This is a genomic window from Arthrobacter sp. NPDC058130 (genome assembly GCF_042884475.1).
In the GTDB taxonomy this organism is placed as follows: domain Bacteria; phylum Actinomycetota; class Actinomycetes; order Actinomycetales; family Micrococcaceae; genus Arthrobacter.
This window is the reverse complement of sequence record NZ_JBHVTV010000006.1, coordinates 69,277-89,836: the sequence shown is the minus strand read 5'-3', so window position 1 is coordinate 89,836 and position 20,560 is coordinate 69,277. Positions and strand designations below refer to the sequence as shown.

The window sequence follows — 20,560 nt, the reverse complement described above, 5'->3', positions numbered from 1 at the left end:
CCGCACACTCATCCGGGCGCGGCCATGAACTTCACGCCTCCGGAACCAGACTCCTTCCAATGAAGAAAGGCACCACATGAAATCCAAGACCCGCGCCCTCACCGGAGTGCTGGCCTGCACCCTGGCGGCCACGCTCCTCGCCGGCTGCGCCTCCGGAGCCCCCGGCTCGGCCGGAGGCGCACCGGCAAAAATCCAGCTGTCCATCCCGGACCCGCTCACATCGTCCGTCGGCGTTTCCGCCCAGCACTTCGCCGACGAGGTCAAGAAGACCTCCAACGGGTCGGTCGTCGTCACGGTGGTTCCGAACGGCACGAGCTTCAGCGGGGACCAGAACGCCGCCGTCACCCGCCTGCAGGGCGGCTCGCTCGATGCCCTCATCCTCTCGACCTCCGTGTACGCCTCCGTGGTACCGGAAATGAACGGCATCAGCATCCCCTACCTGTTCAAGGACACAACCGAGGAAGCTGCGTTCCTGGCAGGAAAGCCGGGTCAGGTGCTGAAGGAAAAGCTCGCAGCCAAAGACACCGTGGCGTTGTCCTTCCTCACCCGGACCGGCCGTGAGATCACCAACTCGGTGCGCCCCATCGAGAAGCCTGCGGACCTCAAGGGCCTGAAAATCCGTGTCCCCGGCAACCCGCTCTGGACCGACTTCTTCGGGAAGCTGGGAGCAAGCCCCACCACCATGGCCTTCTCCGAGGTCTTCACGGGCCTGCAGACCGGAACTATCAACGGCCAGGAAAACCCGATCGAGGTGCCGTGGACCAATAAGTTCTCCGAGGTCCAGAAGTATGTGTCACTGACCAACCACATCAACGACGCTTGGGTCCTGGCCCTGTCATCGAAGAAGTGGGACGGACTTTCCGAGGCCCAGAAGAAGGCCCTCACTGACGCCTCGGCCGAAACAGCGACGTTCAAAACCGGCTACGACGAAGAGCAGTCCAAGAAGCAGCTGGATGAACTCACAGCCAAGGGCATGACGGTCAACGAGCTCAGCGCCGCCGGCCTGGAGGAATTCAAGGCCACGTCCAAGAGCCTCTACCCGCAGTTCTCCCAGCTGATTGGCAAGGAGTTCTTCGACGAGGCCATCGCCTTCACGGCCTCCAAGTAGCCCCGCAGGGGGCCGGGGCGCCAGCGGTGCCCCGGCCCCAATACATCCCGCTCTCAACGTCGACAGTCTGGAAGAACATGAAACACACGCTCGCCTCCGAGGAACTCGAGGAGGTCATTCCGTCCGACGCGGAAGAAATCCTGCACCACGGTCACGTCCCGCCAGGCTGGAGCGGCGCCGTCTGGCTCGACAAGGTCCTCGAATGGACCGTGGGCGCGGCGATCCTTGCCGAGCTCGTCGTCATCCTGCTGAACATCGCGGTCAGGGTCATCACCGGTGATTCAGTGCTCTGGACCCAAGAAGTGTCAGAAATCGCGCTCCTGACCATCGCCTTCATCGGCGGAGCCATCGCCTACCCCAAGGGTGCGCACATGTCGGTACAGGCCCTCATCATGCGCCTGCCCGCAACATGGAAGCCCTACCTGGCCGCCCTGGTCGACTGGCTCGTCTTTGTCATGAGCGCAGGCGCGTTCGCTCTCTTCGTGCCGACCCTGGCCCAGCAGATCGAAGAAAAGACACCCATCCTGCAACTGCCCGTGTTTTGGGTCTCGATGCCCTTCTCCATCGGCATGGTGCTCATCGCATGGTTCGCCCTCGTCAAACTCCGGCGGCAGGAACGCCGCCCCGTCCTGGCTGCCGCCGGCATCGCCGCGGCGATGGTCGCCGTCGTCGTGCTGGCCCCGCCCCTGTTCTACTACGCGTCCCCTAACGTCCTCCTGGGCGTGGTGCTCGCGGTGCTGTTCCTGCTGCTCTTCCTTGGCCTCCCGATCGCCTTCGTCCTGGCCTTGGCCTCGGGGATCTACCTCTACCTGGGCGGCATTTCCGACGTCAGCGCCATCCCGATCGGCATGGCCTCCGGGGCCAAGGGATTCGTGCTCCTGGCCATCCCGTTCTTCATCCTCGCCGGCACGGTCATGAACTCCGCCGGCCTCACCCTGCCCCTGGCCAAGCTCGTCGACGCCCTCATCGGCCACCTCCGCGGCGGCTTGCTGCAGGTGGTCGTGGTCACCATGTACATCTTCTCCGGCATCTCCGGCTCCAAAGTCGCCGACGTCGCGGCCGTCGGCACCACCATGCGCGGCATGCTCGAAGAGCGCAAATACCCGCGCGGCGAGGTGGTCGCCGTCCTGTCGGCCTCGGCCATCATGGGTGAAACCATCCCGCCCAGCATCGTGCTGCTGATCCTCGGCTCCATCACCACCATCTCCACCACCACCCTGTTCCTGGCCGGCTTCGTTCCCGCGGCGTTCCTCGCGCTCGTCGTCATGGCACTGGTGTTCCTGCGGGCCCGCAAACAGGGCGGCGTCGCCAGCCCCAAGGCCACCTGGCGGACACGCGGTTCAGCAACCTTCTTCGCCCTGCCAACCCTCCTCCTGCCCGTGGGCATGGTGGTGGGCATCATGAGCGGCTTCGCGACCCCAACCGAGGTCTCCTCGGTCGCTGTGGCCTACGCATTCGTGCTGGCCGCCGCCTACCGGCGGGGCAGCAAGAAACTCCTCGGGGACACCCTGCGCGAAACCACGACGACGGCGGGCATGGTGCTCTTCATCATCGCCGCAGCCTCGCCCCTGGCCCAGACCCTCGCCCTCGCCGGCGTTTCGCAGCAGATCCACGACCTCATGTCCGGACTCGGAGACTCCCCGATCCTGTTCATGCTCTTTACCGTGATCCTGCTGATCATCATGGGCCAGCTGCTCGAGGGCCTGCCCGCGGTGCTCATCTTCGCCCCGCTCCTGCTGCCGATCGCCACCGACTTCGGCGTCAACCCGGTGCAGTACGCCATGGTGCTCATCATCTCCATGGGCATCGGGTCCTTCGCGCCGCCGGCTGGCGTCGGCTTCTACGTCGCCTGCGCCACCGCCCGCGAAACCGTGGAAAACAGCCTGAAGCACTTCTGGCCGTACCTGGTGGCAGTATTCATCGGACTCCTCGTCCTGGCCGCGGTTCCCTGGTTCAGCACGTTCCTCCCGGCACTCGCCGGACTCATCCCCTTCTAACCCAGGAGACAGTGAACCATGGACATTTCATCGGCCGGACTGCCCGCGTCCGTGGCCTTGCTGGGGACCGGTCCCATGGGCGCCCCGATCGCCCGCAACATCATCGCCGGGGGAGTGCCGCTGACGCTGTGGAACCGCACGGCGGAAAAGGCCCACGCGGTTGGCGGCGGCACCGTCTTGGCCTCCCCGGCCGGTGCCGCCCGCGCGGTGGTGCTGACCGTGCTGCCGGACCTGCCCCAGGTTGCGGCCCTGCTTCCCGGAGAGGACGGGCTGCTGGCGGGATGGAAAGCCGCCGGGATTGGCCATCCCGTGCTGGTGGTTCACGGTACGGTGTCGCCCGTCGCCGTCGCGGCCTTTGCCGCCGAGTGCCAGCGGGACCACGGGGTGACAGTCATCGACGCGCCGCTGAGCGGTGGCACAATCGGTGCCGAAGAAGGCCGGCTGAGCACCATGGTGGGCGGCCCCCGCCACGTGGTGGAACAGCTCGAACCGCTCTTCCGGCTGTACAGTTCCACGGTCGCCTGGTTCGGTGGCGCCGGCGCGGGGTCGACGGTGAAGGCCTGCAACCAGATCGTGGTGGCGGCCACCGTCACCGCCCTGTCGGAGGCCATGGCGCTCGCCGCGGCCTCCGGGCTGGACCTGGAACAAGTCCAGTCGATCCTCGCGGGCGGGCTTGCCAATTCGGAAGTGCTCCGGCAGAAGGGACAGCGCTGGGTTGACGCCGACTTCGAGGGCGGCGGATCTGCCAAGAACCAGCTCAAAGACCTCAGATTCATCGCGGAGGTCGCAGCCTGCGCCGGCCTGACGCTGCCCGTGGCCGGCAGCCTCCTGACGGCGTTCCAGAAGATGGTTTCGGCGGGGCACGGCGACCTGGACCACACGGGCATTTACCTCGGCATCCGCGGCTGACCCGGCAGCCGCCCAGGCTCCGCCCACCGCGACGTGCCCATCCGCCCATTGGCGCCCATCTTAGAGGGAACACCCGAAATGGCATTTCGCGGCAATGTTAGTGAAAAAACACTGCCGCGAACTGCCCACTCGCCGGGACGCTGGGCGGGAAATCGGGCAGCGCCCCTGCAGGCGTGTGGAAGATCCACAACGCGAGCGCGCGGTAGGCGGCCCAGTCGTCGTCGGACGCCCGCAGGGACGCGATCTGGGATCCGTCCGGCTGTTTTGGTGGTGTGTGAATAACCTGCAACCGGGCCGGCACCGCCTCCGGCAGCCGGTCAGTTCCGGCGGATACCGAGTCGGCCAAAGCGCTTTGGCGCGCTGCCGGAGATCCTCACCGGGCACATGATCTCCCCCAGCCAGATCCGGTGCTCAATGTCCGATCATCGTAGCCGCGGCGCGGCACACGTGGCGGGGTTCGGCGGAATCCTTGCGCAAACTTGCGTTTGGAGTGCGCTGCGGACGGCGCCAGGATCCACCGCGACCCGATGGGTGCGCTGTTATCCGGGGAAGCTGATGCCCGGGCGATGCTGCCTAATGCAGTGCGGCGTTTTTCGCGTCCTCGGGCCCGACGAAGTTGCACGAGCCGGGATGGCGCACGGGCAACGTGCAGGTGCGCCCGGTGGGCAGATGGACATTGGCGCACCATCCCGCCATGGCCACGTCTTCGCGGACATGCGTGACGTGCGTGCTGCTCTGATCCGGGCGCGCTTCCTCGCGGCTGGTTGGGTGGGGGCTTCCGGACACACTTTGGTCTTGGCTGTTCACGGCGCAACTCCTCGGGATCTGCTGTGCAGAGGGGATGGGAAGGATGCTTAGTTTTATCCGAAGCCCCCAGTTTCGCACGGGTGGGTTAACACCGGGTTACGGGGATGTAAGGATCTACCCAGTCTTGGTGCGAGGCCTCCTGCAAAAGGACTGAGCGCCAGCCCCCGCCAGTGGCGTGTGGCTAACCTCCGTCGCCCGGCACCAGGACCTGGACGTCGTGTGCGGCAAGGGCGGCCGCCAGCTCGGCCGGGGGCGGCGTGTCGGTGATGAGGTAGTCGGCCGCGCCGAGGTCTGCGATCTGCGCGAAAAGGCTGCGCCCGAACTTCGACGAGTCGGCGAGTACGGCAACCTTAGTGGCGCGGTTCATCATGTCGGCCATCATGACGGCCTCGTCCAGGTTGCTGGTCGAATACCCGCCCTCTGCCGAGACGGCACCCACACCGATGATCGCGAGGTCGCAGCGGATGTTGATTTCGTTGACCTGCCCCGGGGCGCGGAAGGCGAGAGGACCCAGAGTGGCTTGGGCGCTTAGGCGCACGGCGCCGCCAACAACCCAGAGATCACGGCACACGTTGGGCGAGAGTTCGGCTGGTATCCGCAGATTGTTGGTCACCACTGTCAGCCCGCGCTGATCGTGGAGGTGACGGGCGGCGGACAGAGCGGTGGTCCCGGCATTGAAGATGACCACGGAGTCATCGTGGACCAACCCGGCCGCGAGTGCTCCGATCTTTTCCTTGGCTGTGGTCTGCAGGCGAGACCGCACGTCCACGCCGGTGTCCGCGCGCGGGTGGGCGGTGAGGCTGACGGCGCCGCCATGCGTGCGTATCAGGACACCGTCGGCGTCGAGCTGATCCAGGTCGCGGCGGATCGTGTCAGAGGAAACCTTGAACCGGTCGGCGAGCGCCGCGACCGTCACTTCCCCTTCTGCGCCGACGAACGCGGCGAGATCGGACTTCCGCCCGGCCGGCAGGCGGGGCCGGCTCTGTTCCAGGTCCCCCACTGATTTCTGCATGTACCAGATGTAGCACAGAAGTGCGTTTTCTTGCCATTATCTGCGCGGCAGTTTCCGGGTTGACTCCGCAGGAGTGTGCTATCAAGCGTGGGAAACGTAGCAATCCGGCACTTGCTAAGCACTTGTTGACGCAGGGTGTGACGTGGATTACTGTGCAGATATACGCACAAGTTTGCAGGAAAATGCAACAACCGGCGTAAATAGGCATTCTTTGATAGGAGAGTTATGGGCAAGGATGCTCGAGTCAAACGCGGCGTCGTAACCGCAATTGCGGCTGCTGCGGCCGTCACCTTGATCGCCGGGTGTGCGGGGGCAAACGCCGGAAGCGGCGGATCAACGGCAAGCAGCGAGGTCACCCTCGAATTCGCGCAATGGTGGGAACCGGAACTTCCGGCAGGATCGCTTCGGCAGCTCATGGACCAGTTCGAGCAGCAGAATCCCGGCATCAAGGTCAAGCTTCTCAGCGGACCCTACGCTTCCACGAAGGAACAGGTGGTGGCCGGGGCAGCCGCCGGCACCATGTCCGATGTCGTCGGCCTCGACGGTGCCTGGATCAGCGACTTTGCCAAGCAGGGGGCGATCGCGGACCTCGGCAAGCTGATGTCCGACGCCGGCTATGACCAGAACCAGCTGACCAGCCAGGTCAAGGTTGAAGACACGTCCTACATGCTCCCCGTCCTGAACTTTGTCTACCCGATGTTCAGCAACGATGACTTGCTGGCCAAGGCGGGCGTCACCAAGGCCCCCGCCAACCGGACGGAGTTCGCCGCCGCGGCCAAAGCGGTGAGCGCGCTGGGCGGCAACACCAAGGGCTGGGTCATGCCGCTCTCTCTGGAGGCTCCGAACGGCGTCCAGAATGATGTCATGTCGTGGGCTTGGGCGTCCGGGCAGAGCATGCTCAAGGACGGCAAGCCGGACCTGACGTCGCCGGAGATCACGGGCACCGTCGACTACGTCAAGGGCCTCTGGGACGCCGGCGTGATCGCGCCCGGTTCCTTCACCATGAAGGAACAGGACAAGGTGGAGGAATTCACCAACGGCCGTGTGGGCATGATGATCGACTCCCTGGCCCACATCACGGCCATCCGGGAAAAGAACCCCAACCTTAAGTTCAGCATTTCTGCTGTTCCCGCGGCCGACGGCTTCAGCGGCAAACGCGGCATCCCGTACGCCTCCTGGGGCATCGGCGTCGCGGAAAACAGCCAGCACAAGGCGGAGGCCTTCAAACTCATCCAGTTCCTCATGAGCGAGAAAGTCAACGGCGAATTGGCCACCACGGCCAACGCCTTCCCCGGCAATAAGAACGCGACACCGGATTTCACCGGCAAGGACGAGCTGTTCAAGACCGCGTTCGACGTCTACAAGAGCGGCTACCCCGCCAACGAGTTCGTGGGCCTCCCGGTCGCAGAGCAACTTATGCGCAGCTTCGCCGAACAGTTCCAGAAGACACTTTCCGGAGACCAGCCGGTCAACGACATGCTGGGCAAGACCCAGGACGCCTGGAAGCAGAAGTTCTAGCCAAACCTACCGGGCCCCGGGCTGCGCCAGACCGAAAACCTGGCGCGGCCCGACCCCAGGAAGCTGAAGACATGGTTCTCACAACCGAAACACAAACGGTGCAGGGAACCGGGACCGGTCCCGGCCCCGGAACACCGTCGGCGCGCAGACGCAGGATCAACCTGGTGCCCTACGGGTTTCTTTCCCCGACAGTCCTCCTGATTGTCGTCCTGATGCTCATTCCGATCGCGATGGTCATCTGGTACTCGATGATGGACAACGTCATCACCAAGAAGAACCCCAAATTCGTCGGCTTCAGCAACTACGCCGAAGTCCTCGGCAGCGAGGTCTTCCACACCGCAATCACCAACACCGTCTTCTTCACAACGGTCAGCGTGGCCGCTCACCTGGTGCTTGGCTTGATCTTCGCGATGCTGCTGAACACCCGGTTCCTGAAGTCCTTCACCAAGGCGATCTTCCGCGTGATTTACGTGATGCCTTGGCTGTTCACAGTGGCGATCATTGCCATCCTCTGGCGGCTCCTGCTGAGCCCCAACGGCATCATCAACTTCCTGGTCATGGAGCTCGGGCTTTCCAGCACGTCCATCGAGTGGCTGGCATCCCGCGACACGGCGCTTCTCGCGGTCACGTTCATCAACATCTGGGCAGGCTACCCCTTCTTCATGGTCAGTCTCCTGGCCGGGCTGCAGGGCATTCCGAAAGATCTCTACGAGGCCGCACGGGTGGACGGGGCCAACCCCTGGCAGCAGTTCGTCAACATCACCCTTCCGCAGCTGCGCCCCATCATCATCAGCATGGCGCTGCTTGACCTGATCTGGACCAGCCAGCAATTCGCCCTCATCTGGATGACAACCGGCGGCGGGCCGATCAACTCCACGGAAATGCTCAGCACTTTCACCTACAAGCTGGCGTTCAGCGATTACAACTTCTCCATGGCGGCCGCAAGCGCAGTGATCATCCTGATCTTCTCCATGGTGCTGGCCTTCTTCTACGTCCGCTACCAAAAGGCGCGTGATTGACATGATGACCACGAGACAGCGCCGTGAACAGGCCAGCAAGATCGGCGTCATCCTGGCGCTCTGTGCTGGAGCGGTGTTTGCCGGGTTCCCCGTCCTTTGGATGCTGCTGAGTTCCTTCAAATCCAATACCGAGATCTTCGAATTCCCGCCCCGCATCATCACGGAAAACTTCTCCTTCGGGGCCTACGGTGCCATATTCGGAGACCCCACGAAGGTCCGGTTCTTCGTCAACAGCTACGTGGTGTCTTTGACCGTCACCGCCTTGACGCTCGTCGTCGCACTGATGGCGGCCTACGCCCTGAGCCGTTTCGAGTTCCGCTTCAAGAGCACCCTGAACGTCGTCATCATCAGCGTCCAGGCGGTTCCGCCGATCACACTCCTCGTGCCCTACTTCGGGCTCATGGTTTTCCTGAAGCTCTTCAACACCTACCAGGGGCTGATCCTGACCTACATGGTGTTCACGCTTCCGTACGCGATCATCATGCTGACCGGCTACTTCAACACCCTTCCCAGGGAGCTGGACGAGGCGGTCAAGATCGACGGCGCCGGCCACATGGTGGCGCTGTGGCGCGTCCTGGTTCCCGTGTCCGTGCCTGGGATCGTCTCCGTGGGGATCTACACGTTCATGATCGCCTGGAACGAGTACCTGTTCGCCCTCACGCTTACCAAGACCCCGGACATGCGGACCGTTCCGATCGGCATCCAGCTCCTCATGGGCCAGAACTCCTACGAGTGGAACGAAATGATGGCCATGAGCATCCTCGGCTGCATCCCCATCCTCATCCTCTTCCTGTTTTTTCAGCGCTACTTCATCGGCGGCATGACCTCCGGTGCCGTCAAGTAGATAGCTCTCAACCAAGCCGCCCATCGTGGGTCAACCAAGAAAGAAGAATAAACAATGTTGGTAAATGGAAAAGTAATGCTCGACGTGGCAAACGCCAATAACTTCGCGGTCCCGGCATTCAACATCAGCGACTACGCCATGATGAACGGCGTGTTCGAGATCAGCGAAGAGCTGGAGGCGCCCGTGATTATCGCCATCCACCCGGACGAGCTCAGCCACATCGGCGTCGACATGCTGCCGGCCATCATTTCCCGGGCACACCGTTCCACCGTTCCCGTCACGATCCACCTCGACCACGGTGCCACCTACGAGCAGGTCCTGACCGCCATCCAGGCTGGCTTCACCTCCGTCATGATCGACGGCTCCACGCTCCCCTTCGAGGACAATGTGGCGATCACAAAGAGGATCGTGGAAACCGCCCACGCCGTCGGCCTCTCCGTGGAAGGCGAGCTCGGCACCATCGGCAAAACCGACGACGAGGCCGAGGACGGCACCGCGACCATCATCTACACCGAACCTGCGGACGCCGTCCGCTTCGTCGAGGAGACTGGCGTCGACAGCCTGGCAATCGCGATCGGCACCTCCCACGGCATCTACCCGGCGCACATGAAGCCGGAGCTGAAGCTGGACCTGCTCCGCGAGATCAAGGACGCCGTCAACGTCCCACTCGTCCTGCACGGCGGCTCCAACAACCCGGACAGTGAGATCGGCGAATCCGTAAAGCTCGGCGTCAACAAGATCAACATCTCCAGCGACATCAAGGTGGCCTACCACCAGAAGATGCGTGAAGTATTGGCCGACTCAGGGGTTCGCGAGCCCAACACCATCCAGCCGCCGTCGATCGCCGCCATGAAGGTGGTCGCGGCGCACAAGATTGCCCTGTTCGATGCCGCGGGCAAAGCAAAGCTGTACTGAGCGCGGCCATGACGCAGAATGTGGTGCTGGGGCTCGGCGGAACGGTCGACTACGAAATCAGGTGGGACTCGGCCGTCATGGATGAATTGGTGGCGGCCTACGGGATCCGTCTGGAGGAGCTGTCCCGGACGATTCCGGTTCAAACCGAGCGCGACCTGACGGTCACCCTGCTCGCATTCCTGCACGACGGCGTCGGGGGAGAGCGGTTCATCGCCTCCTCCGACGTCGTCGAGGCGTTCGCTGCCCGATTCGAGAAGCGTGTCACGCTGGGCGGCACCCCGGTCAGGGCGGCCCTGGCCATGTCCAAGATCGGCGTCCCCAGCACTGTGCATCTGGTGAGCATCGACGACGACGTCCGCCGGCTGCTGCCGGCGGACTGTCGTTACGTCTGCAGCGCAGCCCGGGACTCGACCGATCCGCACCTGATCGTGCAGTTCAGCCAGGGCGACGCCGTGCGGTTGGGCGACGTGGTCCTGCGGGCGCCGCACCCCAACCGGGTCATCTACACCAACGACCCTCCCAACACGGAAATGCTGCTCAGCGATCAGCTCGGCGGCCTGCTGGACACCGCCGACGTCTTCCTCGTCTCCGGGCTCAACGTCATGAATGATCCATCCGCGTTGGAGGAACGGCTGCAGGAACTGCGCCGGCTGATCCGGAGACTCGCCCCCGGCGCCCGGGTGGTTTACGAGGATGCGGGGTTCCACCTCCCGGAATTCGGGGACCGTGTCCGCGACGCCATGGCGGCGACGGTGGACGTCTACAGCCTGAACGAGGACGAGATGCAGGCGTATCTGGGCCGCGAGCTCGATCTCCTCGACGCCGCGGAGATGGAGTGGGCACTCATCCGGCTCCGGGCGGTGGTGCCCGCCCGAACACTCGTGGTCCACACCAAGTACTGGTCCGCCGCGATAGGGCAGGATGCCGCCGGCTTCGCGGCCAGCCTCCAAGGAGGCATCACCATGGCCAGCACCCGGTTCTGCCACGGCGATGACTTCACGGCCGCCGACTACCAGGCCGTGGCGCAGATGCCGGCGAACCGGGCCGGAGCGGAATTCAGCGTGGCGATCGAGGAGCGGCTGGGGCACCTGGTCCGTTGCCTTCCTGCCTTGGCGCTCAGCCCGGCCGTCCCCACCACCATCGGCCTGGGTGATTCGTTCGTTGGCGGATTCATCGCCGCGCTGGGATCGACGGAGTTCACCTCTGACGCGACAAACGTTCCGGTCTCCTCGAGGGCTTGACGCTGCGACCATCCGGGCCGGTATGCCTCAAGCCCCGCGGGAAGCCTGAGCGAAATCGCCGTGGGGCCTTTTGCCACCGCCCGGCTGTTCCTCATACTGGAAAGGCAGATCCGCGATTCCGGGCGAGGACGGTGGTGGCTGATGAGCAGCGGCGTGAGTGGTTCCAGCAGTGCGTTCCGGCGCCGGGTGGAGCGTGCCGCGGAACTCCGAGCCGTTCGGGCCTCGGGCAGCACCGCCCAGGAGAACGACGCGGTCAACGCCGCCGAGGAAGAGCTCCGGCAAAAGCGCGCCAGGATCGACGACGCCGCCAAGGCCGAATACCTGATCCGCGACGCCATGGCACAGGGCAAGTTCGACAACCTCAAGTACGCCGGCAAACCCATTCCGGGCCTGGGCGAGGCATATGATCCGGACTGGTGGGTCAAGGGCCTGATTCAGCGCGAGCACATCTCCGGCCTGGGCCCGAAGGCGATCCTGCTCCGCACCGAGGACGCCGAGCTCGATGCCCGGCTCGATGCCCTGTTCAGCGAAAAGCAGGTGCGCGAGATCGTGGAGGACTTCAACGCCCGGGTCATCGACGCCCGGCGGCAGCTCCAGGGCGGGCCGCCCGTCGTGACCAAGACGCGGGACGTCGACGTCGAACTGGACCGCTGGCGGGTCCGCCGGGCTGCCGCGGCAGCCGCTGCCCCGCCCGAGCCGGCCCCGGAGCAGCCCTGGTGGCGGCGGCTCTGGAACGGAGCCGGCTAAGCGACGTTTAGCTAGGCGCCGTCGGGGGCGTGCCCGCTGGAGCCGCGCACCACCAGCTGTGTCGGAACGAGGTGCAGGCGTTGCGGAAGATCCCGGTGTTCCCGCCGTTCCAGGATGAATTTGCCCGCCTGCAGGCCCACGGCGAAGTTGCCGTTGTCCACCGAGGTCAGGGACAGGTGTCGGATGCGGGCGAGGTACGTGTTGTCGTAGCCGACAAGTGAGAGATCGCCCGGCACGGTCAGGCCCTGGTCGGCGGCAGCCGAGAGCGCGCCGATGCAGGCGAGGTCGTTGAAGGCAAAGATCGCGGTGGGCCGCTGTGGTCCCGCGAGCAGGCGGCGGGCGGCGTCGTACCCGCTTTCCTCGCTCATGCCGCCGGCCACCACCTGCGGGGCAAGCCCGGCGTTGCGCATCGCGTCCTCGTACCCTTCCCGCCGCAGCCGGCCGATCTCGCCGGGGCCCTGAAGGTGGGCGATGTGCCGGTGGCCAAGGCCAATGAGGTGCTCGGCCGCCTGTCGGGCGCCGGAGGCGTCGTCGTCCACCACGATGTCCGCGCCGGGCAGCGCGGGTTCCCGGGTGCCGGCCAGGACCACCGGCACGCTGGCAATGGCCGCCTTCAGGGCGGCCTCTTCCGGGGTGGTGCCGACGACGACGAGGCCGTCGATGCGCTGCTCGAGCAGCGTGTCCACGGAACGGCGGCCCACCCGGTGGCCGGTGTAGGAATCGACGAGGACGGGGGAGACGCCGGCCGCGTGCAGCGTCGCGCTCAGGCCTTCGAGGAGCTCCACAAACCAGGGATTCCGGAGGTCGTTGAGCAGCACTCCGACGGTGCCGCTGTGCGGGCTTGAAAGCCCGCGGGCCAGCTGGTTGGGCTTGTAGTCCAGCTCTGCCATCGCGTCCAGGACGGCCTGCCGGCGGCCGGCGCCCACGTTCGAGGACCCGCCCAGCACCAGGGACACGAGGGACTTGGACACTCCGGCGCGCTCGGCGACGTCGCGGATTGTGGGCTGGCGGGGCGGTGGGCCGGGGGCCGGCGGGTGGTTCATGGCGCTCCTCCTCTGGATGCCGTCTCAGCATAAGGGGTTGACGAGTGATCCCGACAACGTCCATTATGGACCGGTCCAAGTGTTTGTCCAAGTAGTCATCCAAGTGGGCGCCATCCAAGTGTTTGTCCAGCAGTGAGGAAAAGTTATGAGTGCACCACAGTCCGGGCGGCTCATCGCCGGGATGGTCGGCGGCGGCGCGGGCGCCGACATCGGGAAGACGCATCGGTATGCGATGCGGCTGGACGGGCAGTTCGACCTCCTGGCCGGTGTGTTCGGCAGGGACCTCGGCCGCTCGGCCGCCCTCGCGGCGGAACTCGGCATCCCGGAGGACCGCGCCTACGCCAGCTACGGCGAGATGGCGCGTGCCGAGGCCGCCCGCGAGGACGGCGTCGACGTGGTGGCCGTCGCCACCCCCAACGACAGCCACTTTGAGATCGCCCGCACTTTCCTGGAAGCCGGGATCTCGGTGGTCTGCGAAAAGCCCCTGACGCAGGATTCCGCCACCGCCGCGGAACTCGTGCGGATCGCAGCTGAGCACGACGCCGTGCTCGCCGTCCCGCACTGCTACTCCGCCTACGCCATGGTCCGGCACGCGGCCCGGCTGGTGCGCGACGGCCAGCTCGGTGCCGTCACGTTCGTCGACGTCGAACACGCCTCCGGCTGGGCCGCGACGCCGCTGGAGCTGCTCGGGCACAAGCAGGCGTCCTGGCGCACCGACCCCGACGTCGCGGGCTTCCCCAGCGTGGTGGGCGACCTCGGCACCCACGCTTACCACCTGCTGCGCTACATCACCGGACTCGACGCCGAGCGGCTCTCCGCACGGCTGAGGTCCCTCGTGCCCCAGCGCCGCGTCTTCGACCACGCCACGGTGGAAATGGACCTCTCCGGCGGCGTGCCGGCGCGGCTGTGGGCCAGCATGGCCGCCACCGGACACAACCACGGCCTGCGCATCCGGGTCTTTGGCGAAAAGGGCAGCCTCGAGTGGCAGCACGAGGACCCGCACCACCTAACGCTGCAGGACCTCGACGGCACCACCACGGTCCTCACCCAGGGGCTCAGCACACTCTCCGAGGACGCGACCCGCCTCACCCGGGTGGGCCTGGGCCACCCCGAGGGCTTCCTCGAGGCCTTCGCCAATTTCTACCGCGACCTCGCCGACGAGCTCCGCGCCCGCCGCGACGGAACACGGTTGGACGGAACTGTGTTGGACGGAAAAACGCCGCCGACCCGCGAACTGAGCTTCCCCACCGGGCGCGACGGCCTGATCGGCGTCCAGTTCGTCGAAGCGGTGGCCGCCTCGCACACCAACGACGCCGGCTGGATCACGCCGAAGTCGGCCCTTCTCACGACAGGACACTGACATGCTGCGCTTCGCTCTGCTAGGGGCCGGTTTCATCGGCTCCGTCCACGCCGCCAACCTCGCCGCCCATCCCGGCGTCGACTTTTCCCGTGTCTATGACATCGACCAGAACCGGGCCAAGGCCCTGGCCTATACGCACGGAGCCGTCGCCGCGGCGGACCTGGACGAGGTGTTCGATCCTGAACACAATGACGCGGTGTTTATCGCCTCTTCCACCGACACGCACGCCCAGCACCTGGTCCGCGCCGCCGACGCCGGCCTGGCCGTGCTGTGCGAAAAGCCGATCGACCTAGACCTTGACCGCGCCCGGGAGGCGGCCGCCCACGCCGCCGGGCGCGCCGTGCCGGTCATGGTCGACTTCAACCGCCGCTTCGACCGCGACTATGCCGAACTGAAGCGGATCATCGACGCCGACGGGATCGGCGACGTCGAACTCCTCCAGCTCACCACTCGGGGCCCGTCCCTCCCGCCGCTGTCCTACATCGCCACGTCCGGCGGCCAGATGCGGGACCAGACCGTGCACTTCTTCGACCTCGCCCGCTGGCTCACCGGGCTGGACCCGGTGGAAGTTTTCGCGGCGGGGTCCGCCCTGGCAGATCCCGGCCTGGCCGAGTACGACGACGTCGACACCTCCGCTGTCACGCTGCGGCTGCCCACCGGTGCGCTGGTGCAGATCGACAGCGCCCGGCGCACCGGTTACGGCTATGACGAGCGGATCGAAGTCATGGGCTCGGCCGGCCTGATCGAGGCCGGTCGCCGCCGCACCGGAGCCGTGTCACGCTACAGCGCCGGCCAGGTGATCGACGACGGGCTCCACCCCGGCTGGTTCGAACGCGTCCAGCCCACCTACGCCGCGGCCCTGGACCACTTCGTTGCCGCGGTGGAGGGCCGAGCTGCCCTGGCGCCGTCGCTCGATGACGGGCTCAAGGCGCAGGCCATCGCGGAGGCCGCCACCCGCTCGCTGCGCACGGGCCGGTCCGAGCGGATCGAGTACTAGGGCTGTCTCCCCGCGGCACAGCACAGCGCAGCGCGGAACAGCACAGCGGGGCCGGGCCAAGGGCCGGCCCCGCTGCGCTCCCGGACTAAAGGCGGCAGCCTGTTCAACAGCCAGGAGCGCGCGGGCTGCTTTTGCGGCGACCACCGCGGCAAAAAGGGCTACCCTGCCTTTAGGTAGGGGCCGTCCACTCAGCATCTCTGCACTGACAATAACTAGGAGCCACAATGCCCGAACAAGAACCTGTCCTGGTAGTCGGCGCAACGGGACATCTCGGCGGCCAGGTCGTCGACCGGCTTCTGGCCAAGGGCAAGAAAGTGCGCGCGCTGGTCCGCCCGGCCTCAGATGCAGGCAAACTCGAGGCCAAGGGTGTCGAGATAGCACGCGGCGACATGCTCGACCTTGATTCGCTCGTCTCCGCGATGACCGGCGCCGCGGCGGTCATCACCACGGCGGCCGGCTACACCGGGAAGAACAAGAACGCCCTCGAGATCGACACGCGTGGCAACGCCAATCTCGCCATCGCCGCCAGCAAAGCCGGGGTGCCGCGCTTCGTGCTCACCAGCATCCTCACGAGTGACCAGACACCCGACGTGCCGCATTTCTGGCACAAGAAGCTCGCCGAGGACAAACTCGAAGAACTCGGCGTCCCCTTCGTCGCGCTGCGCCCCGGAGCATTTTTCGACCAGGTGGCCCGGATGGGCGGTGACCCGTTCGAGAAGGGCCGCATCATCTGGCTCGGCTCCAAAAGCGTCCCGCTGACGTTCGTGCTGACCGGCGACCTCGCGGCCTACCTCGCGGACGCCGTCGACGCGGACATCGCCGCCGGGGAACGCATCGATCTCGGCTGGACACGCCCGATCAGCATGCGGGACTGCGCCGCTTTGGCGTCGCGCCGGACCGACAAGAAAATCAGGGTCCTGTCCATGCCCGCCGGGCTCCTTCGGGCCGTCGGCAAGGTAGCGGGAAAGTCCGCCCCGCTCATGAGCGACATGGGCGCCATGGCGGCCTGGTTCAATACCGGCCGCTACGTGGCAAATACCAGCCGCCAGGCCGAGCTCTTCGGACCGGTGCCCACCCCGGAAGACGCCATCGCGCGCTTCGCAGCGCAGCTGGGCCACTGACGAGCGAAGCCCATAGTCGCGCGGCGACGCGAGGCTTGGGCGGGGGACGCTCGGGTAGGGGACGACGGCGGCGGGCGGTCCCGTCGTCGTCGTCCGTAGGGGCCTCCGGTGGCCGGACGCGGGCCTGGGCAAAATTGCCGGCCGGGCGGCGCTACTCGGCGGACGGCCGCTGCCGTTGCCGTTTCGTCGCCGCCCGCTGTTCCTTGGCGGCGAGGCGACGGCGGTTCGAGCCCCGGGTGGGTTTGGTCGGCCGGCGCGGGGCAGCGTCCGGGGCAAGGCCCTCCGCCACGAGGCCGGCGAGCTTGGCCAGGGCGAGCTCGCGGTTGCGCAGCTGGGAGCGCCGCTCGGAGGCAGTCACGGTGATCACCCCGCCGGTCAGCCGTGATCCGAGGCGCGCGAGCAGCATCAGCCGCTGGCCATCCGAAAGCGCCGCCGAGCCCGCGACATTCCACGAGAGTTCGACGCGGCTGTCCGAGGTATTGACATGCTGGCCGCCCGGCCCGGACGAACGCGAGAACCGCCAGCCGAGTTCCGACGCGGGAATCGTGAGCGCGGGCGATACCTCCAGGTCCATGCCTCTAGCGTTGCACGGATTGGGCCCCGCACCGCCGAAGTCGCCGGAAAGCTGCCCGTTCGCCGGAAAATTCCGGCGAGTTCGCAGGTTTCCGGCGACTTCGCGGGCCCACGGCGCCGGGCGCGGACCCAGGGCGCCGTGCCGTGGCTTCGCCGGCGCGATCGGCGTAGCCTGCGCTTAGGGCACGCATCGCGCCCCGCACGTCAGCATGGAGCGGGCGATTCCCATGGAAAAGTTCGGCATGGAAGAGTTCGGCACAGCAGACAGTCAGCGCCCGGGGCCAACGGCTTCGGACCAACCAGAGCGCCTGCGGCCGACGCGCGGGCCGTTGCGCCTCGCCGCTACGCTGGCGTTCGCCGGCTTCGCGGTGTCCGTGATTTCCGGGCTGCTCCATGCCGACACCGCCAGCGCCAACGACCACGCGGCGACCTTCGCTGAGTACGCCCGCAGCGGCATCTGGACCGCGGTGCACCTGGGCCAATTCGCCGGCATGGCGCTTCTCATCTCTGGGCTGGTGGTTCTGCTGGCGGTCCTGAAAGCGCCGGGCGGCGCCTTGGCCTTGACGGCCCGCTTTGGCGCAGTGGCGGCGGTGGCCGCGCTGGCACTGTATGCCGCGCTCCAAGCCGTCGACGGGGTTGCACTCAAGCACGCCGTGGACGCCTGGGCCGCCGCCGCGGAACCGGAGAAGGCGGCCCGGTTTGCGACCGCCGAGGGCATCCGCTGGCTGGAGTGGGGCATGCGCAGCTACCAGAGCTTCGTGCTGGGCGCGGCCCTGCTCCTGACCGGCGTTGTGGTTGTCGGGGCGCGCCGCGTCTCCCGGCTGATCGGCTGGCTGATGGCACTCTCCGGGCTGGCTTACCTTGCCCAGGGCTGGATCATCGGGGCCGAAGGCTTTTCCCCGGCGAACACCATTCCCACGCTGGCCGGGATTGTGCTGATCCTCGTGTGGACCCTGTGGCTCCTGGCCAGTGCATGGTTCGGCAAGGACGCGCCGGGCGGCAGGGGACGTCGGTAGCGGGGCCCTTGACCGCCGAAGTCGCCGCAACGCTGCCCGTACGCCGGAAAGTTCCGGCGACCTCGCAGGTATCCGGCGACTTCGGCGGGCTTAGGGCGTCTGGTGGCGGATACCCCAGCTGAGGTGCCACGTCTCCCCGGGAGCCAGCCAGCGCAGGCCTTCGCCGGTGTTGAAGGCATTGGCCGGAGCCGTCATCGGTTCCACGGCTACGGCCGTAACCAGGCCGCCGTCGTCGCTGGGGAAGATCCGGGTGGTGAAGGACTGCACATAGCCGAAGGAGGCATCCATGAACAGTTGCACCTGGCTGCCGTCCGGGGCTTCCAGATGGTGCAGTGAGCTGCCGTCCGGTTCCCTGCGGACGTCGCCCCACGCGTCGTCGAGGGCGACGTCTCCCACACGTTGTCCTGCCCTGAAGTCATGCCGGGTTCCGCGGACAGCTGTGGTGGCGCCGGTCGGGTTCAGCCGGTGGTCGACTTCGATGTGGGTGTCGGCATTGATATACAGAGTCAGGTCCTCCGTCGGTACGGCGCCCAGCTTGAGGAAAGGATGCGCCCCGACGGCGACCGGGGCGGACCGGCTGCCCGTATTGGTCAGGCTGTGGGTGACAACCACCCCGGCCTCGGTGAGCTGGTAGCGGACCGCCGTCGCGAGTTCAAACGGGTAGCCCGGTGCAGGCGTGACATCGGCGGCCAGCGTGATGCTGTCGGTCGTCCGGTCTGCGACGCTGTACGCGGCGCCGGACAGGAGCCCGTGGAGGGCGTTTCCGTTGGCCGGCTCCGTGATCTCCAGTTGCTGCGGGACGCCGTCGTAGGTCCACGTTCCGCCAGCCACCCGGTTGGGCCACGGCACCAGGACCCAGCCCGCGCACGACGGCGGTGCGGACGCGGCGGGGTAGTCCTGCAGGAGGGCGACGCCGTCGATTTCGAGGGCGCGCAGGCTGGCGGCAATTTCCGTCACGACGGCTCGTTGGCGGCGGCCGCCCAGCTTGGCCTGCAGTTCGTAGTGCTCGCCCATCGGGGACACGATCCGGTTCTGCACGGCATGGTGCTGCAGGGGCTGCCTCTGCACTGCTTGGTTCTGCATGGTCAGCCAGTCTGTGACGCGGGTGCGCGTCCAGGTGAAGGCGCGGTGGCGGTGCCGATGCCTGCGGGATCGGCCAGGAATTGTGCGAAGGCCAGCTCCGCGGCCCCGATCATCATCAGGTCGGAACCGAGCGCGGCCCGGTAGATCTTGACCTGGCCCGCGGGACCGTCCATGGCCTGGGCGAGCAGCGCTTCGTTCAACGCCGTCGGGGCGAGCGCATGCAGCGTCCCCAGGAATCCGTCCAGGACTATGGCCTCCGGGTTGAAAATGTTCACGGCATTGCGCAGTGCGATCCCCAGATACAGGAGCTGGCGTAGCACCTCCTCGTTCACCTCGGCGCTGCTGCTGTTCGCGAGCGCCTCTTCGAGGTCTGCAGTGTCGCCTCTGCTCAAGCCAACCAGTTCAAGGAGCCGGGACTGGGAGACTTCGGTTTCGAGGCAGCCCGTGGCGCCGCAGTGGCAGGTGGTGCCTCCGGAGCGGACAAAAGTGTGCCCGAGTTCCCCGGCGTAGCCGGAGGCCCCCCGGAGCAGTTGCCCGTCGGAGATGATCCCGCCGCCAATGCCGCTGGCGCCGCCGTTGAGGTAAATGAGGTTCCCCTGCCCGGCGCCCGCACCGAAAATCATCTCGGCTTCGGCGCCCAGGGAGGCGTCGTTGGAGGCCTGGCACGGGTATCCGGTGGCCTCAGCCAGCATCCGGGCCACCGGCTCATTGCGCCAGCCCAGGTGCGGCGCATGCCGCACGACGCCGTCGTCGCGATTAACCAGGCCGGGCACGGCCATGCCGATGCCGGTGATCCGGTACGAGGCGTCCAGTTCGGAGCGCATCCCGGCGATGACAGCCGAGGCGATGTTCACCGCTTCCCGGGCGCTCGGTATCCGTTCGGTTTCGAAGCGGATCTTCTTCTGCACTTTCCCGCCGAGGCTGACCAGGCCGATGGTGACGGCATCGATTTCCGGATTGACGGCCAGCGCCGCAACCGACGGGCTGGGATGCACCTCCGGACTGGGCCGGCCCACCTGGCCCTCGCCGGCGGGAGCCGTTTCATAGACCAGGCCCAGCGCGACGAGCTGGCCGATCAGTGTGCCGACGGTGGAGCGGTTCAGCCCCGTGTGCCGGGTCAGCTGGGCCCGGCTGAGGACGCCGTGGTGATGGACGAGGGAAGTCAGCAGTGACAAATTGTTGCGGCGCGACGGGTCCGGCTCGCTCGCCGCGCCGGAAACATGGGTACGTGGAGGCATCATCGTGAGACT

General features: G+C 66.5%; 19 protein-coding genes. 13 read left to right on the top strand and 6 right to left on the bottom strand.

From position 1 onward, the window contains the following. Positions 1-76 precede the first annotated feature (76 nt). The 3 genes from ACFVTM_RS12450 (at position 77) to ACFVTM_RS12440 (ending at position 4,014) form a co-directional block, all read left to right on the top strand. Complete coding sequence (locus tag ACFVTM_RS12450) at positions 77-1,108, top strand: DctP family TRAP transporter solute-binding subunit (RefSeq protein ID WP_390203774.1); 1,032 nt, start codon at positions 77-79, stop codon at positions 1,106-1,108. Between the two features lie 77 nt (positions 1,109-1,185). Further along, complete coding sequence (locus tag ACFVTM_RS12445) at positions 1,186-3,105, top strand: TRAP transporter large permease subunit (protein WP_390203772.1); 1,920 nt, start codon at positions 1,186-1,188, stop codon at positions 3,103-3,105. An 18-nt stretch (positions 3,106-3,123) separates the two neighbouring features. Beyond that, entirely contained in the window at positions 3,124-4,014 is an 891-nt protein-coding gene (locus ACFVTM_RS12440; protein WP_390203771.1) for an NAD(P)-dependent oxidoreductase, read from the top strand. A gap of 573 nt (positions 4,015-4,587) precedes the next feature. Here ACFVTM_RS12440 and ACFVTM_RS12435 read toward each other — a convergent pair. Both ACFVTM_RS12435 and ACFVTM_RS12430 read right to left on the bottom strand, forming a co-directional pair. Beyond that, on the bottom strand, positions 4,588-4,821 hold the full coding sequence (locus ACFVTM_RS12435; protein WP_390203769.1) for a hypothetical protein: 234 nt from the start codon (positions 4,819-4,821) through the stop codon (positions 4,588-4,590). Between the two features lie 181 nt (positions 4,822-5,002). Then, complete coding sequence (locus ACFVTM_RS12430; protein WP_390203768.1) at positions 5,003-5,833, bottom strand: DeoR/GlpR family DNA-binding transcription regulator; 831 nt, start codon at positions 5,831-5,833, stop codon at positions 5,003-5,005. Positions 5,834-6,058: 225 nt separating this feature from the next. Between ACFVTM_RS12430 and ACFVTM_RS12425 the strand changes: the two genes are divergently transcribed. The 6 genes from ACFVTM_RS12425 (at position 6,059) to ACFVTM_RS12400 (ending at position 12,117) form a co-directional block, all read left to right on the top strand. Beyond that, a complete protein-coding gene (locus tag ACFVTM_RS12425; protein WP_390203767.1) occupies positions 6,059-7,351 on the top strand; it encodes an ABC transporter substrate-binding protein in 1,293 nt (430 codons plus the stop codon). A gap of 71 nt (positions 7,352-7,422) precedes the next feature. Then, positions 7,423-8,370 carry a carbohydrate ABC transporter permease gene (locus tag ACFVTM_RS12420; RefSeq protein WP_390203766.1) on the top strand — a complete coding sequence of 316 codons (948 nt, stop codon included), beginning with the start codon at positions 7,423-7,425 and terminating at the stop codon, positions 8,368-8,370. Between the two features lies 1 nt (position 8,371). Next, on the top strand, positions 8,372-9,214 hold the full coding sequence (locus ACFVTM_RS12415; protein WP_390203765.1) for a carbohydrate ABC transporter permease: 843 nt from the start codon (positions 8,372-8,374) through the stop codon (positions 9,212-9,214). Between the two features lie 54 nt (positions 9,215-9,268). Next, a complete protein-coding gene (locus ACFVTM_RS12410) occupies positions 9,269-10,129 on the top strand; it encodes a ketose-bisphosphate aldolase (RefSeq protein WP_390203764.1) in 861 nt (286 codons plus the stop codon). A gap of 8 nt (positions 10,130-10,137) precedes the next feature. Further along, positions 10,138-11,370 (top strand): ADP-dependent glucokinase/phosphofructokinase, encoded by a 1,233-nt coding sequence (locus ACFVTM_RS12405; RefSeq protein ID WP_390203763.1) that lies wholly within the window; start codon positions 10,138-10,140, stop codon positions 11,368-11,370. A 153-nt stretch (positions 11,371-11,523) separates the two neighbouring features. After that, positions 11,524-12,117, top strand: coding sequence for a DUF1992 domain-containing protein (locus ACFVTM_RS12400; RefSeq protein ID WP_390203762.1), 594 nt, complete (start codon positions 11,524-11,526; stop codon positions 12,115-12,117). A gap of 11 nt (positions 12,118-12,128) precedes the next feature. On the opposite strand, the gene ACFVTM_RS12395 is transcribed toward ACFVTM_RS12400, so the two are convergent. Beyond that, positions 12,129-13,160 (bottom strand): LacI family DNA-binding transcriptional regulator, encoded by a 1,032-nt coding sequence (locus ACFVTM_RS12395; RefSeq protein WP_390203761.1) that lies wholly within the window; start codon positions 13,158-13,160, stop codon positions 12,129-12,131. 145 nt (positions 13,161-13,305) lie between these two features. Here ACFVTM_RS12395 and ACFVTM_RS12390 point away from each other — a divergent pair, with 145 nt between their 5' ends. The 3 genes from ACFVTM_RS12390 (at position 13,306) to ACFVTM_RS12380 (ending at position 16,638) form a co-directional block, all read left to right on the top strand. Next, complete coding sequence (locus tag ACFVTM_RS12390; RefSeq protein ID WP_390203760.1) at positions 13,306-14,520, top strand: Gfo/Idh/MocA family protein; 1,215 nt, start codon at positions 13,306-13,308, stop codon at positions 14,518-14,520. 1 nt (position 14,521) lies between these two features. After that, positions 14,522-15,517 (top strand): Gfo/Idh/MocA family oxidoreductase, encoded by a 996-nt coding sequence (locus ACFVTM_RS12385; protein ID WP_390203759.1) that lies wholly within the window; start codon positions 14,522-14,524, stop codon positions 15,515-15,517. A gap of 224 nt (positions 15,518-15,741) precedes the next feature. Then, complete coding sequence (locus ACFVTM_RS12380; RefSeq protein WP_390203758.1) at positions 15,742-16,638, top strand: SDR family oxidoreductase; 897 nt, start codon at positions 15,742-15,744, stop codon at positions 16,636-16,638. Between the two features lie 151 nt (positions 16,639-16,789). Here the strand turns inward: ACFVTM_RS12380 and arfB are convergent, their stop codons facing one another. Next, the gene (gene arfB, locus ACFVTM_RS12375) at positions 16,790-17,212 is read right to left on the bottom strand and encodes an alternative ribosome rescue aminoacyl-tRNA hydrolase ArfB (protein ID WP_390203757.1); all 423 of its coding nucleotides are present in this window, start codon (positions 17,210-17,212) and stop codon (positions 16,790-16,792) included. Between the two features lie 241 nt (positions 17,213-17,453). Here arfB and ACFVTM_RS12370 point away from each other — a divergent pair, with 241 nt between their 5' ends. Next, positions 17,454-18,227 carry a DUF4386 family protein gene (locus ACFVTM_RS12370; RefSeq protein ID WP_390203756.1) on the top strand — a complete coding sequence of 258 codons (774 nt, stop codon included), beginning with the start codon at positions 17,454-17,456 and terminating at the stop codon, positions 18,225-18,227. Positions 18,228-18,317: 90 nt separating this feature from the next. On the opposite strand, the gene ACFVTM_RS12365 is transcribed toward ACFVTM_RS12370, so the two are convergent. Beyond that, positions 18,318-19,310, bottom strand: coding sequence for an aldose 1-epimerase family protein (locus tag ACFVTM_RS12365; RefSeq protein ID WP_390203755.1), 993 nt, complete (start codon positions 19,308-19,310; stop codon positions 18,318-18,320). Between the two features lie 2 nt (positions 19,311-19,312). Further along, positions 19,313-20,551: an ROK family protein gene (locus tag ACFVTM_RS12360; protein ID WP_390203754.1), complete on the bottom strand. Its 1,239-nt coding sequence runs from the start codon at positions 20,549-20,551 to the stop codon at positions 19,313-19,315. Positions 20,552-20,560: the final 9 nt, after the last annotated feature.

Bases quoted from the DNA above. Each gene is read 5' to 3' on its own strand.
- ACFVTM_RS12450 (WP_390203774.1), top strand. From the start codon at position 77: ATGAAATCCAAGACCCGCGCCCTCACCGGAGTGCTGGCCTGCACCCTG.
- ACFVTM_RS12445 (WP_390203772.1), top strand. From the start codon at position 1,186: ATGAAACACACGCTCGCCTCCGAGGAACTCGAGGAGGTCATTCCGTCC.
- ACFVTM_RS12440 (WP_390203771.1), top strand. From the start codon at position 3,124: ATGGACATTTCATCGGCCGGACTGCCCGCGTCCGTGGCCTTGCTGGGG.
- ACFVTM_RS12430 (WP_390203768.1), bottom strand. From the start codon at position 5,833: ATGCAGAAATCAGTGGGGGACCTGGAACAGAGCCGGCCCCGCCTGCCG.
- ACFVTM_RS12425 (WP_390203767.1), top strand. From the start codon at position 6,059: ATGGGCAAGGATGCTCGAGTCAAACGCGGCGTCGTAACCGCAATTGCG.
- ACFVTM_RS12420 (WP_390203766.1), top strand. From the start codon at position 7,423: ATGGTTCTCACAACCGAAACACAAACGGTGCAGGGAACCGGGACCGGT.
- ACFVTM_RS12415 (WP_390203765.1), top strand. From the start codon at position 8,372: ATGATGACCACGAGACAGCGCCGTGAACAGGCCAGCAAGATCGGCGTC.
- ACFVTM_RS12410 (WP_390203764.1), top strand. From the start codon at position 9,269: ATGTTGGTAAATGGAAAAGTAATGCTCGACGTGGCAAACGCCAATAAC.
- ACFVTM_RS12405 (WP_390203763.1), top strand. From the start codon at position 10,138: ATGACGCAGAATGTGGTGCTGGGGCTCGGCGGAACGGTCGACTACGAA.
- ACFVTM_RS12395 (WP_390203761.1), bottom strand. From the start codon at position 13,160: ATGAACCACCCGCCGGCCCCCGGCCCACCGCCCCGCCAGCCCACAATC.
- ACFVTM_RS12390 (WP_390203760.1), top strand. From the start codon at position 13,306: ATGAGTGCACCACAGTCCGGGCGGCTCATCGCCGGGATGGTCGGCGGC.
- ACFVTM_RS12385 (WP_390203759.1), top strand. From the start codon at position 14,522: ATGCTGCGCTTCGCTCTGCTAGGGGCCGGTTTCATCGGCTCCGTCCAC.
- ACFVTM_RS12380 (WP_390203758.1), top strand. From the start codon at position 15,742: ATGCCCGAACAAGAACCTGTCCTGGTAGTCGGCGCAACGGGACATCTC.
- arfB (WP_390203757.1), bottom strand. From the start codon at position 17,212: ATGGACCTGGAGGTATCGCCCGCGCTCACGATTCCCGCGTCGGAACTC.
- ACFVTM_RS12370 (WP_390203756.1), top strand. From the start codon at position 17,454: ATGGAAGAGTTCGGCACAGCAGACAGTCAGCGCCCGGGGCCAACGGCT.
- ACFVTM_RS12365 (WP_390203755.1), bottom strand. From the start codon at position 19,310: ATGCAGAACCAAGCAGTGCAGAGGCAGCCCCTGCAGCACCATGCCGTG.
- ACFVTM_RS12360 (WP_390203754.1), bottom strand. From the start codon at position 20,551: ATGATGCCTCCACGTACCCATGTTTCCGGCGCGGCGAGCGAGCCGGAC.